The following is a 13990-nucleotide window of genomic DNA, read 5'->3' on the forward strand; positions in this document are numbered from 1 at the left end:
CGTGACGGTTTCCAGACAAGCCAAGCAAACAGAGTCTCAGGCGCTTGCGCACTTCGCTCTCGGATTGAAGTACGAGGCAATACCTTCCGAGGTGTTGCAGATCGCGCGCGGTCATTTCGTGGACGCTCTGGGAATTGCCCTTGCGTCGTCCACTTTCGACTTCGGTGATAGCGTGCTGCGCGCAGCGCGCCAACTCGGCAAGGGCGGAGAAGCGCACGCCATCGGATCTCTGACGCCGCTGCCGGCCGCTGCTGCCGCTCTCGTCAATGGCACGCTCGCGCACGGACTTGATTTTGACGACACGCACATCGCCGCGATTTATCACGCCAGTGCGCCAGGGCTGGCCGCATCGCTCGCCGCCGGCGAAGCGGCGGGCGCGAGCGGTGAGGATGTGCTGGTCGCGTTCGTCGTCGCGCTTGAAATCGGCTGCCGGCTCGCTGGCGCCGCGCCCGGTGCCTTCCACGCGCGCGGGCTCCATCCAACAGCTATTTGCGGAATTTTCGCGGCGGCTGCGGCGTCGGCACGACTGCGCGGAGCCGACGAAGGTCAGCTGGTTTCTGCCCTGGGGATCGCGGGCAGTCAGGCAGGTGGAATTCTCGAAATCGGAGACAGCTGGCTCAAGCGCCTCCATCCGGGGTGGGCGGCTCACGCCGGTTTGGTGGCCGACGCCCTCGGCCGCAGCGGCTTCAAGGGGCCACAGACCGTGTTCGAAGGCCAGCACGGACTTTACGCGTCCCATATTGGGGATGTCCCACAAGGGGCGCTTGCGCCTTCGTACAAGCTCGGCGAGGACTGGCGGATTCCGGGTATCGCTCTCAAGCCCTATCCCTGCTGTCACTTCATTCACGGTTTTGTCGATGCAGCGCTTGCGATACGAGATCAGGTTCCGCTCGACCAGATCGTCCGCATCGAGTGCCCGCTGAGTCCGGCGCTCCATCACATGGTTGCCGAGCCGCACGGCCAGAAGATCAAGCCGACCACCACATACGAAGCCTTGTTCAGCGTGCAATATGTCGTGGCGCTCGCACTCGCCAAGGGGCGCGTGGATCTCGCCGGGTTCTATTCCGATCCACTTGATGACGCTCAAGTTCTTGAGACCGCAGCACGCGTCATCTGTACTCATGACCCAATCAGTGACTACCCCAAACATTTTCCGGGTGAGCTGCGCGTGCAACTGAAGGACGGGCGCGTCATCCAACGGCGCGAGCATACGAGCCTGGGCACGCCCGAACGACGCCTGCCGAGGGAGATGATCGATCGGAAGTTCGTGGCGAACGCCGGCCGCGCGCTCGGTCCAGAAGATGTCCAGCGCGTGCTCGACGCAGCTTGGCATCTCGACACACTTCGTACCGTCGGTGAACTCATCTCGCTCTGTGGATCCAAGGAAGGGAGGGCCGCGTGACGACCAGGAAGATTCCACATGGCCTCTACTACGAGGATTTTGAGGAAGGCCGCCGCTTCGACCATCACTGGGCGCGCACTTTCAGCGAGTCCGATGCGCTCTGGTACGCGAACATGACGATGCAGTACAATCCGATCTACTTCAGTGCGCCGCATGCGAAAGCGATGGGCTACGAGGGCATTCTCGTCCATCCGCTGTTTGCGTTCACAACCGCGCTTGGCCTTTCCGTCGAGGATCTTTCTGAGGCCGGTGGCCCGTTCCTCGGCATCGACGATCTGCAATTTCGCAGGCCCGTTTATCCTGGCGACACCATCCGCTCTGGTTCCGTTGTCGTGAGCCGCCGTGCCACAGCATCGCGGCCCGGGTGGGGCGTAGTCGAATGGACGACAATTGCGGTCAATCAAAGAAGCGAGCGCGTGCTCGAATTCCGCAGGCGCAACCTTTCAAAGATGCGCGACGCTGCGAAGGGAGTCTGACATGGAAGACCTGTCAAGAGATCTGCTCGAACTCAGGGCCGCGACAAAGCAATTCGCAGACACGGAGGTTCGTCCGGTCGCACATACGCTTCATTTGAAGGACGAGCAGATCCCCGATCCGATGCTCGCCAAGATGAGGGAAATGGGCTTTTTCGGGCTGCTGTCCTCACCGGAGCACGGTGGGCTCGGCCTCGGCGCCATGGCTGTGGCCGTCGTGACGGAAGAACTGAGCGCAGCCTGGTTTTCGGTCGGTGCCCTGCCGGCCCGCAATTGGGCTCTCGCCGTCCTGCTCGAGAAGTTCGGCACGCCTGACCAAAAAGAGAAGTGGCTGCCGAAGATCGTGTCGGGCGAACTTCAGGCGGCCCATTCCGGAACCGAACCGGAGGCCGGATCCGACGCCGGCAATATCAAGACAATGGCTTACCTGAAAAATGGCACCTACAGCATCCACGGCGCCAAACAATGGTGCACTCATGCCAACCGAGCCGACATTATCTCGACCTTTGTGCGCACGAGCAAAGAGAGTAAGCACGGAGGCATCAGCCTGCTGTTGGTCGAGAAGCCGCGCGGCGAGGATTTCGTGCCGCCGAAGCTGACGGGCGCCCGCCTCGAGACCATTGGCTACCACGGCATGCACTCCTATCAACTCTTCTTCGACGGGTACGAGGTTCGGCAGGAAAATCTGCTCGGCGGCGTAGAAGGCAAGGCTTTTCGTCAACTCATGGCGGTCTATGAGCTCGCCCGGATGCAGTTCGCCTTCCGGTGTATTGGTCTCGCGCGTGAGGCTTACGAGCACGCCGTTTCATATGCGCAGCAGCGTGTGCAGTTCGGTCAGCCGATCGCGCAGTTCCAGGCCATTCGTCACAAGCTGGCCGACATGGCGACCCAGATCGAGGCAGCTCGCCAGCTAGGCTACATGGTGGCGCGCAAGATGGACGCCGGCCTGCGCGTGGATCTAGAGGCGGGCATGGTCAAGTTGTTCGCCTCGGAGATGGCCCATCGCGTTTGTCATGAGGCGGTCCAGATCCATGGGGGCAATGGTTTTGCGATCGAGACCCCCGTCAACCGCTTCTGGCGCGATTCGGGCCTCTGCACGATCGGCGAAGGCACCAGCGAGATCCAGCGTGAGGTGATCGCCCGTCGGTTGCTCGGGGAGCGCTGAGATGAACTCCAGCGTCGTCACCTACTTTGAGGACTTCGCCGTCGGCGACATCTACGAGCATTCCCGCGGCCGGACCGTTACGAACTTCGACAACTATTCGATCACGCATATGTCCATGAACACGGCGGAGGCGCATTTCAATCTGCCATATTCGTTCAAGATGCTCGATGGCCGCTTCCGCGAGAGGATCGTCGCGGGCCCGTGCACGATTGCCATCGTCGTTGGCCTGACCAGTCAGGACATGAGCGAGAATGCGTTCATGGATGTTGGACTGACTGGAATAATGCTTCATCACCCAGTCTTTGCCGGCGACACACTTTACGCGCGCTCGGAAGTCCTCGCCGTTGAAGAGGATACCGGCCGCAACGACACGGGAATGGTGCGTTACCGCTTCTCCGCCACGAACCAGGACGGGAAGCTGATTGCCGAAGGCGAACGCACAGTTTGCCTCAAGAAGCGTTCCGCATGGGAAGCGCGCGACAAGGCTGCTCAGAAATTGGAGATTGCACCATGACCGCCGCACTTTCGGGAATAACCGTCATCGATCTGACGCAGGGGGTCTCGGGGCCGTTTTCCACGCGGTTGCTTAGCCAGATGGGCGCGCGTGTCCTCAAGATCGAGCGCCCGGGGAGCGGTGACCTCATTCGCTTCTGGGATAATATCGTGCATGGCATGTGCTCGGGCCATGCCTGGGTGAATCCGGGCAAGGAGAGCGTCGCACTCGACTTGAAGAAGGAGGCGGGACGTGACGTACTCAAGCGGTTGATCGCTGAAGCGGATATCGTCATCGAGAACTTTGTGCCGGGCTCGCTCGAGGCTTGGGGGTTAACTTACGAGGCCATCAAGGCGATCAAGCCGGACATCATCTTTTGCCGGATTTCCGGCTTCGGCCAGGATGGTCCATATCGCGACCGCGCTGCGCTCGATCTGATCGTGCAGGGCGAGGCGGGGCTTATCCTTACGAATGGGACGCGAGAAGATCCGGCGAAGATCTCGGTCTCGCTCTGCGACATCGCAGGTTCTATGTATGCGACGATTGGAATTCTCGAAGCGTTGTTTCATCGGCAGCGCACTGGACGCGGCCAGCAATTTCAGGTCTCGCTGCTAGAGGCGGTTCTCACCTGGACTGGCTACTTCCCCTATATGTACTGGTACGGTGGCAAGCTTCCCCAGCGCGTCGGGCTGCATCATCACACCATGGCGCCCTATGGGCCCTATCCTTGCCGCGACGGGAAGCAGGTTATCGTCGCTGCAGGTGCCGGTCACGTCGAGATGTGGCGCAAGTTTTGTCAGGCTATAGAGCGGCTAGAGATGTTCGACGATCCGCTCTTTGCCAATAACAACGCGCGGCTCTCCAATCGCGTTTTGCTCGACAAACACATATGCGACGCGATTGGCAAACACGACCGTCCGTACTGGCTCGACCGATTCCATAAATTCGGCATTCCGGCGGGTGCCTTGAACGATCTCAGCGAAGCGCTCAGCCATCCGGCAATCGAGGCGCGTGGCTTCATCAAGGAAGTCGATAGCGCGGTTGGTAAGGTCAAGGTGTTCGACTTTCCGCCGCAGTCCTCGGAAACGCAGTCGGTCAATGATCTCGGCCCGCCCACGCTGGGGGAACATACGGCGAGAGTGCTCGGCGAGTTCGGCTATTCGGCCGACGAAATCGAACGCATGCGCGCAGATGGGGTCATCCAGTGCAGCGAAACCGCGAAGGAGGCCGCCCGTGCTTGAGCGCACTCCTACGTCGCAGACGCGACATCTAGCGGACTTCGCCGCTACCACTGAGCTCGCGAGTGTTCCTGCGGCTACGCGAGCGCGACTCAAGGAATGCCTGCTCGACACGATCGGCGTTGCGGCATTTTCTGCGCAATTCGCTGAAAGCAGCCCAGCGTTCCGCAACGGTGTCCTTGCCATGGGCTACGGTCCCGGCGATGCGACGGTCATCGGCGAGGCCCGGACCTATGCGCCGATGCAGGCGGCGCTCCTCAACGGCGCGTTTGCCCATACACTCGATTTCGACGATACCAACGTCTGGGGATACCTCCATCCCGGCGCCCCTGTGATCGCAGCGGCATTGGTGGAGGCTGAGCGCCTGCGTTCGAGTGGGGCCGAACTGCTCGAAGCACTCGCGGTTGGTTATGAGGTCGCCTGCCGGGTCGGCGCCGCGCTTGGGCAGACGGCATACGACCGGGGTTTCCACATCACGTCTGTGGCCGGTATCTTTGGCGGGGTCGCGGCGGCCGGGCGGCTCCGGCGGATCGACGGTGCCACAATAGCAAGTGCGTTCGGCGTCGCAGGGAGCAGTGCCGCCGGCTCCATGCAATACCTGTCGAATGGTTCGTGGAACAAGCGCCTCCATCCGGGGCTTGCCGCGCATGCGGCACTGCTGTCGTTGGGATTGGCGCAGGCGGGCGTCCTCGGCGCCGAGGCGGCGATTGATGGGCAATACGGATTGCTGGCGGGCTACACGGACAAGCCGAATGCGGCGCTTCTGACAGAACGGCTCGGGACTTGGTGGCCGAGCACCAACACGGCTCTGAAACCGTTTCCGTCCTGTCGACTCACGCATACCGCAGCGGAGGCAGCACTCCTGCTGCGCGAGCGGGCGACCGAAGGGCAGCGCAGGAACGCGCGGCTGCGGGTACGCCTGTCGCCCAAGGCGGTGCAGATTGTCGGTGAGCCTCTCCCCAACAAGATCAAGCCAGCGAACATCGTGGAGGGGCAGTTCAGTGTCTATTTTCAGGTCGCAGTTTCCTGGCTCGACGGGCGCTGCAACTGGCAAAGCTACGAGCGCCTGGGTGCAAGCGACGTCGATACCTTCGCTTCGACGATTGAGGTCGTTGCCGACGACAACCTCGCAATGGCGGCCGCTGAGCTGACCGACACCGTGCATCCGTCTCTGACGTTACGCATCGATGATCCGCTCGGCGAGAGCAATCGTCCGCTCGATCCAGACCATGTTCACCGCAAGTTTCGCGATCTCGCCATGCCCGTTTACGGCAAGGAGCGGGTGAAACGGATTGTGGAGCGCGTCGCGGCGCTCGAAGAGGAACCAGACGCCGCCGTCCTCATCCATCTGCTCCGCGCGGAGTCTGGCTCATGAGCGAACAGGACTTTGTCCGCCGAAGCCAGTTGGTGACGCCGGCCGCGAGTGAAAAAATGATCGTCAAGGCGCTTGCCGTTGACTGCGATAGTGTGGTCATCGATCTCGAAGACGCAATTGCGCCGGGCCGGAAAGCGGAAGGCAGGCAGGTGCTACGCAATGCTCTATCCGGTGCAAATGCCGGAACTAGAGAACTAGGTGTCCGGATCAACGGCCTTGAAACGCCGTGGTGTCTCGACGACCTTCTGGCCCTTGAGGGGCTTCCGATCGACACGATAGTTGTACCGAAGGTCAATTGCGCGGAAGACGTCTATGCGTACGACCAGCTTGTCCGCCAGATCGAGTTTCGCCTGAAAAAGAGACTGACACTTCAGCTGTTGATCGAAACAGCGCGCGGGCTTGAAAATGCATATGCAATTGCACGGGCTTCGCCACGGATCCGCTGCCTGATCTTCGGCGTCGGCGACTTCATGGCCGACACCGGAATGGCGTTCGATGCCGCACTGCTTATGCCGGTGCGCAGCCGCGTCGTTACAGCGGCGTCCGCTGCCGGCGTTCAGGCGATCGACCATGTTCACCCCGCCGTGGCCGATATCGAGGGCCTTAACCGCGCGGCGCGTGAGGCGCATGCGCTCGGCTTCGCCGGCAAATGGGCGATCCACCCGCAGCAGGTCGGGCCGATCAACATGGCCTTCAGCCCTTCGCCCGAAGAGATCGAAAAGGCGCGGCGGATCGTCGACGTCTACGAGACAGCGCAACGCGCTGGTCAGGGTGCAATCTCCCTCGACGGCGCGCTCGTGGATGAAGCGGTGCTCAAGATTGCGAGACGCAGCCTTGCGATTGCTCGATCGAACTCGTGAGCGTCAGTTCAGAATAATCGATAAGAGTATAAGGGAAACGCGACAATGGAATATACAGCAGCGCAACGGCTCGACCGTTTGCCGGAGACCAAATTTCACCGCCGCATTGCCGCGATGATTGCGGCGGGGCTGTTTTTCGACACTTTCGATCTCTATTTGGCGTCAAGCGTGATGGCAGCGTTCACGTCCACGAGGTGGGCAACGGTAGAACAGAACGCTCAGTTTGCTTCCGCCGGTGCGTTTGGCGCCCTCATCGGTGCCTTTCTCGCAGGATGGCTCGGCGACCTATATGGCCGCAAGTTTTCGTTTCAGTTCAATTTGCTTCTATTCGGCGGCGCCTCGCTAGCCGCTGTCTTTGTACCCTCGATGGACTGGCTGATCCCGCTTCGCTTCATCATGGGAATCGGGCTCGGCGCCGAGATAGTCGTGGCCTACGCGACGATTACCGAGTTTGTACCTCCCACGAAGCGCGGCAAGTGGAGCGCGATTCTCTTCTTCGTTGGCACGGCGGCTTTGCCAACATCCAACGTCCTGGGCTACCTGCTGATCCCGGCGGTTGGCTGGCGCTCGATGTTCGCCATCGCCGGCCTTGGTGCCATGTTCGTTTGGTGGATGCGCAAGCAGCTGCCGGAATCGCCGCGCTGGCTCGAATCGAAGGGCTATATAAAGGAAGCACGCGAAATTCTTGATCGTATCGAAGCCGACGTTGTGAAGGATACCGGGGCAGCCTTGCCGGTTCCGGATGTCGCAGCTTCGGTGTCGAGCACCGCAAAATTTACTTTCGGGGACTTGTTCAAACCGAACTTGCTCGGTTCGACGATTACCGGGATGGTGCTGCATATTGTGGCGCTGAGCTCGCTCTACGGTTTTATCGTTTGGTTGCCGACATTCCTGATTAAGCAGGGCCTATCATTGGAAACGGCGCTCGGTCATGCGGCGCAGGTCTCCATCGGCGCTTTGGTTGGCGTCGTTGCAGGCGCTTGGTGGTCAGACAAATGGAGCCGCAAGCGTAGCATCGTTCTCATTTCGATTGTTTCGGCCGTGGTCGGCTACATCTATGCAAATGTCGGGTCGATCGAGAGTACCAAGCTTTTGGGGAGCGCCTTGATTGCACTTATCTATTTCAGCGCAGCGATGGGTTACAGCGCGTATGTTCCCGAGCTCTTCCCAACGGAGCTCCGCTTGCGAGGGACTGGAATTTCAAGCATGGCGGGCCGTGCTGCGTCGATCGTGGCGCCGCAGGTGGTCGCAGTACTGTTCGCTGCAAACGGCGTCACTGCGGTAACGCTCGTGCTTGTCGGGCTCTTTCTCATTCAGGCCGTCGTCATCGGTCTCTTCGGTGTCGAGACGAATTCACGCAGTCTCGAAAGCCAGTTTGCCGCCAGAAGTGGTGGAACACCGACTGTAGAAAGACGAGTTGCCGCAGACATATAGCCCAGACGAAAGCGCGATCGGCATCGAGGATGCCGGTCGGACATCGACATATCAGGCATTGAAATTCTGATGGTGTCCGCGCCGTATCTCTAGCAACCGCTACCATAGATGGAGAATCGACTTGACTACTCAGACGATCGATCAACGACCTGCCCAGCCCACTCCGGGGTGGCTCAAGGGCTACTACTTCACCCGCTTTGCCTTCTCGGCGGCCTGGGTCGCGACGGCCTTCGGCGCCGCGAAAAATGTGCCGATGCTGGCCGCGATCATGCTGGTTGGTTATCCAGCATGGGACGGCATTGCGAACTTTGTCGATGCCCAGCGCAATGGGGGCCTCGGCCGTAACAAGACTCAGTTGCTGAACTTCATCGTCAGCATTATCACCACAGTCGCCGTGGCCGTCGCACTCGGCAGCATGAACAGCGTACTTGTGGTATTCGGCATCTGGGCCGGCTTCGCGGGCATTTTCCAACTCGCCACCGGCGTCCGCCGCTGGAAATCCTATGGCGCCCAATGGGCAATGATCCTGAGCGGCGCGCAGTCCGCATTGGCCGGCTTCCTATTTGTGAAGATGGCTGGCGGTACCGAGCCGGTCGGTATCTCCACCGTCGCCCCATATGCCGCCTTCGGCGCCTTCTACTTCCTCGTTTCGGCTGTCTGGCTGACGGTGAGCCAGGCCCGCAAGAGCACGTAACGCACAGCGAGTTGAGGCACCCAAGATGCTCTCGGGTGCATAATGGCCGGCTCAATCCATGTCGCCATGCGCATTTCGTCCGAACTTTGACGACCATTTGGTGCAATCGCGCAGGCTCGATGGCCACACCTCATGCGAAGGTTGGATAAGTCTGATCGCGGCGATCTCAGGCCGCCAAGTCGCCGACGATCCCGCTAAAGCCTCAAACACTCCCAATCCGATATTGTCGCGGCATCTCTTCAAGTTGATCTAGTACGATGTCTCGCTTACCCCCCGACTGAATTAGAATATATGTGACATCATTCTCCGTTTCGTTTTTGACGTGATGAATCACCCCCCGATCAACAGAAAAATAGTCGATTACTTGTACCGATCTTTTTTCATCGCCAACTCTAAACTCGACCGTCAACACACCGGCAACGACAACCCAGCGATCACTTACGCTTGTGTGATAGTGCCATTGTGTCTCGCCGCCGGCACGCACAGTAGCTTTCGAAACATGGTAGCCATCCGCTTCAAGGAGTGTTTCATATTGAACTTTATCGTTCGCAAGCGGCATATTCTGGTCAATCACCTGTATCCCTCCAATTTGGTTTTGCGCTTAGCGTTCACGTCACCTCCACAAGGAGCTTCATGCAAAACCGCTAGTAGCGCAGCCTAAGATTTTTCGTCGTCCGATTGTAGGCAGCATGTGAAATGCGACGAGCAGTCACTACCAATTGCGACGACTATAAGCACAACTGAAAGCTTCACTAAAAGCGCGAATTATAAACAGGTGTTTGGGCAATCGCATCGCGTTATAAACTTATCACTATATTCGCAGATGCAATTACATTTTATTATCATCTCATTTCCCTCCTCCCCAACGACCTGCAAAATGATGAGTCGGACTGGGTGAGGTTGCTAGGGTCCAGACTCATTAGATCCACCATACAAGAGCGGCGGCGAGGCAGACAGATGCCAAGTAGTTGCGGGCCAGCTTATCGTATCGGGTTGCGATGCGCCTGAAGTCCTTCAGTCTGCTGAAAGCGCTCTCGATACGCCAGCGCAGCTTGTAGAGGCGCTTGTTGAAGCTGAAAGGTTGCTTCCTGTTGCGGCGGTTTGGGATAACCGGCTTGGTCCCGCGCGCGTGCAATTCCTCGCGCAATTCGGCGCTGTCGTAAGCCTTGTCGCCGAGCATGCACTCCGGCGGCATCACCCTGTGGATCAGTCGTTCCGCGACCGGGCAGTCATGCGCTTCACCTCCGGTCAGCAGAATGGCGATCAGGCGCCCCTTAGCATCTGCGAGTGCGTGGATCTTCGTGTTGCGCCCTCCGCGCGAGCGGCCAATAGCCTGATTGTGCTCCCCCTTTTTCCGCCCGCTGCCGAGCGATGTGCTTTGACATGGGTTGAGTCGATCATTTGCGTGTCCGTGGCGCGGCCCCGGCCGGCAAGCTCTCGGAACAGATTTTCCCAGACCCCACGTCGTGCCCAGCGCACAAAGCGATTGTAAATCGTCGTCGGAGGACCATATTCGGGCGGGCAATCGCACCAGCGGCAGCCGCTTCTCAGCACATGAATGATGCCGCTGATGACCCGACGATCATCCGCGCGCTCTACGCCGCGGACATCCGTCGGAAGGTGAGGTTCAATCCGTCCCCACTGTTCGTCGCTCAACCAAAATAGATTCTTGCGCACGATCCCAAACCCTTCCAAAAGCGAATCAGGATCGTATTGTCTCTGCTGAGAAATTAATGAGTTCTAACCCTAGTTCGGTGAGAACCCGTCTTAGGTGAGAATCCGTCGCGATTCTTAATCGCTTCATATGCGCGTGAAAAAAAACAAGCGGGCACGCAAATTGGTAGCCACGCTTAAGCTGACAAAGTCGTCGCCCGTGTGAACTGAAGCAAGCCTCGCGCAATCGGTACTGCGGACGGAGACGCGCTTCTCATTTGCTCAATAAGTTGGCAGCAACGATTATAAAAAACCCATTACTCTAGCAGAGTGCAATGTTGCAATTAACTGTGCGCAACTCTGCCTTCTCTTTTGCACGTGCGTAACGAACAATCGCAGACATCATCTGCACACTCTACCGCAGATGAAAGCGAAATGCATCACACGAATAAAAATGTGAAACGCAGTGGTAGCGTAAATGCTGGCGAGAACCGAAATCCCAAGTCAGGTCGAAGCTTATGATCTGATTCATATGGAGCAGGCGGGTCTCGTATATCGCTGCGGCGACTCCGTAGTCGAGGCGCTGGCAAAAACCGAGCTACGAATCGCTGCTGGCGATTTCGTCGCGCTGGTGGGGCCGTCGGGCTGCGGCAAGTCAACAATCCTGAAACTGGTAAGCGGCTTGCTGCAAGCGACGTCGGGCTTTGTGTTTTTGGCGGGGCGCGAGATAGGCGCCCAGGACGTTCGCATCGGAATGGCTTTCCAAAACCCAACGCTGCTTCCATGGCTGACCATTCGTCAGAATGTCATGCTGCCGCTAAAGATCGTTCGTCCTTTTCGGCAAGAGTGGCGCAAGAAAAGGCGTAGCGAATATACTGAACGCGCGCGACACCTGCTCGCTAGTGTGGGATTGCTCGACTTCGAGCACCACTACCCGTGGCAACTGTCGGGCGGTATGCAACAACGCGCATCGCTATGCCGAGCGCTTATTCACAACCCGACGCTATTGCTGCTAGACGAGCCGTTTGGCGCGTTGGATCAGTTTACCCGTGAGGAGTTGTGGGAAACGCTGCAGCAGCTGTGGATCAATCAGAAACCGACAGTGCTTCTGGTGACGCACGATCTTCGGGAAAGCGCCTACCTAGCGAACCGCATCATTGTCATGAGCGCGCGACCAGGGCGCATCGTCGAGGATCAGCGTGTGCCCTTCGCTCGGCCCCGAAATGTGGAAATGACTTATCGGCCGGATTTCGTAGTCCTCACTCAAAGACTGCGTAGCCTTATTGTTGCGGGAAACGAGGCAAAAGTTGTTGCGGGAAACGAGGCAAAAGCCGCGCGTTCCGGAGCAATCCAATGATTGCCACGCTTAAGCGGCGGTCTCTGTCGACTATCGTCATCGTTGGTGTGTTCGTCTTTTGGGAGGTCGCATGCTTAACTTTTGATATTAGCGATATCGTCCTGCCCCGTCCAAGTCAGATTGCTGTCGAACTCTGGAATCGTTGGCCGCTGATTGCGCCACATGTGTTGCAGACCCTCTACACGACTTTGATTGGCTTTGCGCTTGGTGTTGCGATCGGTGTCGCCTTCGGCGTTATGATTGGATCGTCCAGGCTGGCATATGAAACGGCCTATCCCCTCTTGATTGGCTTTAACGCTATTCCAAAAGTGGCCATCGTCCCGATCCTGGTTCTGTGGTTCGGAATGGGAACGACGCCTGCAATACTTTCGTCGATGTCGATCGCCATGTTCCCGGTCGTTGTCAACATCGCGACTGGCCTGGCAACGACCGAACCCGAGCTCGAAGACGTCTTAAGGGCACTCAAGGCGACAAAGCTGGACATCCTCTGGAACGTAGGCCTGCCTCGTACGGCTCCTTACTTCTTCGCTTCGTTAAAGGTCGCGGTCACGCTCTCATTTGTTGGTACGGTTCTCGCAGAGACCGTCGCGGCAAACAAGGGCATCGGCAATATGATGATTGTGGCATCATCAAGCTTCAACGTGCCTCTGGTATTTGCCGGCCTGATCGTCCTCGCAATCATGGGAATTGCGCTTCACGTCCTCTTTTCGCTGATCGAAATCCGATTGACCGGCTGGGCCAATCGTAGATCGGAAATTCTGGCCAACTAGTCGTTTGAATGGAGAAACTGATGCCTACGATGAGCCGTCGTCGCACGCTTCTGGGAGTGGCCTCAATTATTGCTGCGCCATCGATCGTCAGGGCCCAAGGTGCGGTGACTCAGCTTCGTTTCACCTTGGATATTCAAGTGCAGGGCGTACATGCCTTCTACTATCTCGCGCGCGAAAAAGGCTATTTGCGGGAGGAGGGCATCGAGCTTGTTATAGATCAAGGGGAAGGCTCAGCAGCGGTGACATCGCGCGTTATGTCCGGCGCTTACGACGCTGGCTTCGGTGACATCAACGCTATTATTGAAATGGCCGCCAAGCGCCCCGGCGAAGCACCGCAGATGGTCTACCAATACTACAACCGGCCGCCGTTCGCCTTGATTGTGAAGGCGTCGAGCCCGATCAAGACCTTGAAAGACTTCGAGGGACACACCGTCGGCGCACCAGCCGGCGCCGCGACGGTCCGGCTCCTTCCGCTGCTCGCTAAGCTCAATGGCGTTGATCCCAGCCGAATAACGCTTTCAAACATGCAATCGAAGCTGCAGGAGCAATTGTTTCTGCAGGATCAGGTCGACGCTCTCGCCAGCTATGACAACAACCTCTATTTCAATTTAGCTATCCTCGGAAAGAATCCAGACCGTGACTTCCGCTGGTTCAGGTACGGGGACTTTGGTCTCAATCTCTATGCAAACGGCGTTATGGTCTCGCGCAAGCTTCTGAAGGAGAAGCCGGACAAAGTTGCAGGTCTCGTGCGAGCCATTAATCGTGCTACAAGGGACGTCGCTGCGGACCTCAATGTCGGAATGGCGACACTGATGAAAGCCGAGCCGTTGCTCAATGAAAGGATCGAGAAGCAGAGGCTCGAGTGGTGTTTCAAGAACTCGTTCACGTCGGCTGAAACTGATCGGAATGGCTTTGGTGATATCGATGATGTTCGCTTTAGTGGTGCGATCGACCAAGTGACCACCGCGTTTGGCCTCACGCGAAAGCCAGAGCCCAGCGATATATTCAATCGGTCATTCCTGCCGCCGAAGATGGAGCGCGACTTTAAACTGACTTCTACCTAACGCGGTTTGATC

At 58.3% G+C, this 13990-nt stretch carries 14 protein-coding genes; 12 read left to right on the forward strand and 2 right to left on the reverse strand.

Annotated elements, in window-relative coordinates; translation table 11 throughout:
- The first annotated feature begins 1 nt into the window (after position 1).
- The 9 genes from RS897_RS27440 to RS897_RS27480 all read left to right on the forward strand — a co-directional run bounded on the left by RS897_RS27440 (position 2) and on the right by RS897_RS27480 (position 9134).
- Positions 2-1402 carry an MmgE/PrpD family protein gene (locus RS897_RS27440; protein ID WP_315831855.1) on the forward strand — a complete coding sequence of 467 codons (1401 nt, stop codon included), beginning with the start codon at positions 2-4 and terminating at the stop codon, positions 1400-1402.
- Positions 1399-1878 (forward strand): MaoC family dehydratase, encoded by a 480-nt coding sequence (locus RS897_RS27445; protein ID WP_315831856.1) that lies wholly within the window; start codon positions 1399-1401, stop codon positions 1876-1878. The genes RS897_RS27440 and RS897_RS27445 overlap by 4 nt, the downstream gene beginning before the upstream one ends.
- Before the next feature lies 1 nt (position 1879).
- The gene (locus tag RS897_RS27450) at positions 1880-3040 is read left to right on the forward strand and encodes an acyl-CoA dehydrogenase family protein (protein WP_315831857.1); all 1161 of its coding nucleotides are present in this window, start codon (positions 1880-1882) and stop codon (positions 3038-3040) included.
- A gap of 1 nt (position 3041) precedes the next feature.
- A complete protein-coding gene (locus tag RS897_RS27455; protein WP_315831858.1) occupies positions 3042-3554 on the forward strand; it encodes a MaoC family dehydratase in 513 nt (170 codons plus the stop codon).
- Positions 3551-4774: a CaiB/BaiF CoA transferase family protein gene (locus RS897_RS27460; RefSeq protein ID WP_315831859.1), complete on the forward strand. Its 1224-nt coding sequence runs from the start codon at positions 3551-3553 to the stop codon at positions 4772-4774. Before RS897_RS27455 ends, RS897_RS27460 begins: the two co-directional genes overlap by 4 nt.
- Positions 4767-6146 (forward strand): MmgE/PrpD family protein, encoded by a 1380-nt coding sequence (locus RS897_RS27465; RefSeq protein WP_315831860.1) that lies wholly within the window; start codon positions 4767-4769, stop codon positions 6144-6146. Before RS897_RS27460 ends, RS897_RS27465 begins: the two co-directional genes overlap by 8 nt.
- Complete coding sequence (locus RS897_RS27470) at positions 6143-7006, forward strand: HpcH/HpaI aldolase/citrate lyase family protein (protein WP_315831861.1); 864 nt, start codon at positions 6143-6145, stop codon at positions 7004-7006. Before RS897_RS27465 ends, RS897_RS27470 begins: the two co-directional genes overlap by 4 nt.
- Before the next feature lie 45 nt (positions 7007-7051).
- Positions 7052-8440, forward strand: a complete 1389-nt coding sequence (locus tag RS897_RS27475) for an MFS transporter (RefSeq protein ID WP_315831862.1) — start codon at positions 7052-7054, stop codon at positions 8438-8440.
- Positions 8441-8561: 121 nt separating this feature from the next.
- Complete coding sequence (locus RS897_RS27480; protein ID WP_315831863.1) at positions 8562-9134, forward strand: DUF308 domain-containing protein; 573 nt, start codon at positions 8562-8564, stop codon at positions 9132-9134.
- 202 nt (positions 9135-9336) lie between these two features.
- Here RS897_RS27480 and RS897_RS27485 read toward each other — a convergent pair whose 3' ends face one another.
- Together RS897_RS27485 and RS897_RS27490 are read right to left on the reverse strand one after the other, a co-directional pair.
- Complete coding sequence (locus RS897_RS27485) at positions 9337-9708, reverse strand: cupin domain-containing protein (RefSeq protein ID WP_315831864.1); 372 nt, start codon at positions 9706-9708, stop codon at positions 9337-9339.
- Between the two features lie 345 nt (positions 9709-10053).
- Positions 10054-10811, reverse strand: a protein-coding gene (locus RS897_RS27490; RefSeq protein WP_315831865.1) for an IS5 family transposase whose coding sequence is annotated in 2 segments (ribosomal slippage) — positions 10054-10484 and positions 10484-10811 — 759 coding nt in all. Because the reading frame shifts where the segments join, the coding sequence is not laid out codon by codon here.
- Positions 10812-11265: 454 nt separating this feature from the next.
- Between RS897_RS27490 and RS897_RS27495 the strand changes: the two genes are divergently transcribed.
- Genes RS897_RS27495 through RS897_RS27505 form a run of 3 tightly spaced genes read left to right on the forward strand, consistent with a single transcriptional unit; the run spans position 11266 to position 13978 of the window.
- Positions 11266-12144, forward strand: coding sequence for an ABC transporter ATP-binding protein (locus tag RS897_RS27495; protein ID WP_315831866.1), 879 nt, complete (start codon positions 11266-11268; stop codon positions 12142-12144).
- Positions 12141-12914, forward strand: coding sequence for an ABC transporter permease (locus RS897_RS27500; RefSeq protein WP_315831867.1), 774 nt, complete (start codon positions 12141-12143; stop codon positions 12912-12914). The genes RS897_RS27495 and RS897_RS27500 overlap by 4 nt, the downstream gene beginning before the upstream one ends.
- A gap of 20 nt (positions 12915-12934) precedes the next feature.
- Positions 12935-13978 (forward strand): ABC transporter substrate-binding protein, encoded by a 1044-nt coding sequence (locus tag RS897_RS27505; protein ID WP_315831868.1) that lies wholly within the window; start codon positions 12935-12937, stop codon positions 13976-13978.
- The last annotated feature ends 12 nt before the right edge of the window (positions 13979-13990 follow it).

This window comes from Bradyrhizobium prioriisuperbiae (assembly GCF_032397745.1).
GTDB lineage: Bacteria > Pseudomonadota > Alphaproteobacteria > Rhizobiales > Xanthobacteraceae > Bradyrhizobium_A > Bradyrhizobium_A prioriisuperbiae.

Coding starts and splice junctions, on each gene's coding strand:
- RS897_RS27450 (WP_315831857.1), top strand. CDS start 1,880: ATGGAAGACCTGTCAAGAGATCTGCTCGAACTCAGGGCCGCGACAAAG.
- RS897_RS27455 (WP_315831858.1), top strand. CDS start 3,042: ATGAACTCCAGCGTCGTCACCTACTTTGAGGACTTCGCCGTCGGCGAC.
- RS897_RS27460 (WP_315831859.1), top strand. CDS start 3,551: ATGACCGCCGCACTTTCGGGAATAACCGTCATCGATCTGACGCAGGGG.
- RS897_RS27470 (WP_315831861.1), top strand. CDS start 6,143: ATGAGCGAACAGGACTTTGTCCGCCGAAGCCAGTTGGTGACGCCGGCC.
- RS897_RS27475 (WP_315831862.1), top strand. CDS start 7,052: ATGGAATATACAGCAGCGCAACGGCTCGACCGTTTGCCGGAGACCAAA.
- RS897_RS27495 (WP_315831866.1), top strand. CDS start 11,266: ATGCTGGCGAGAACCGAAATCCCAAGTCAGGTCGAAGCTTATGATCTG.
- RS897_RS27500 (WP_315831867.1), top strand. CDS start 12,141: ATGATTGCCACGCTTAAGCGGCGGTCTCTGTCGACTATCGTCATCGTT.
- RS897_RS27505 (WP_315831868.1), top strand. CDS start 12,935: ATGCCTACGATGAGCCGTCGTCGCACGCTTCTGGGAGTGGCCTCAATT.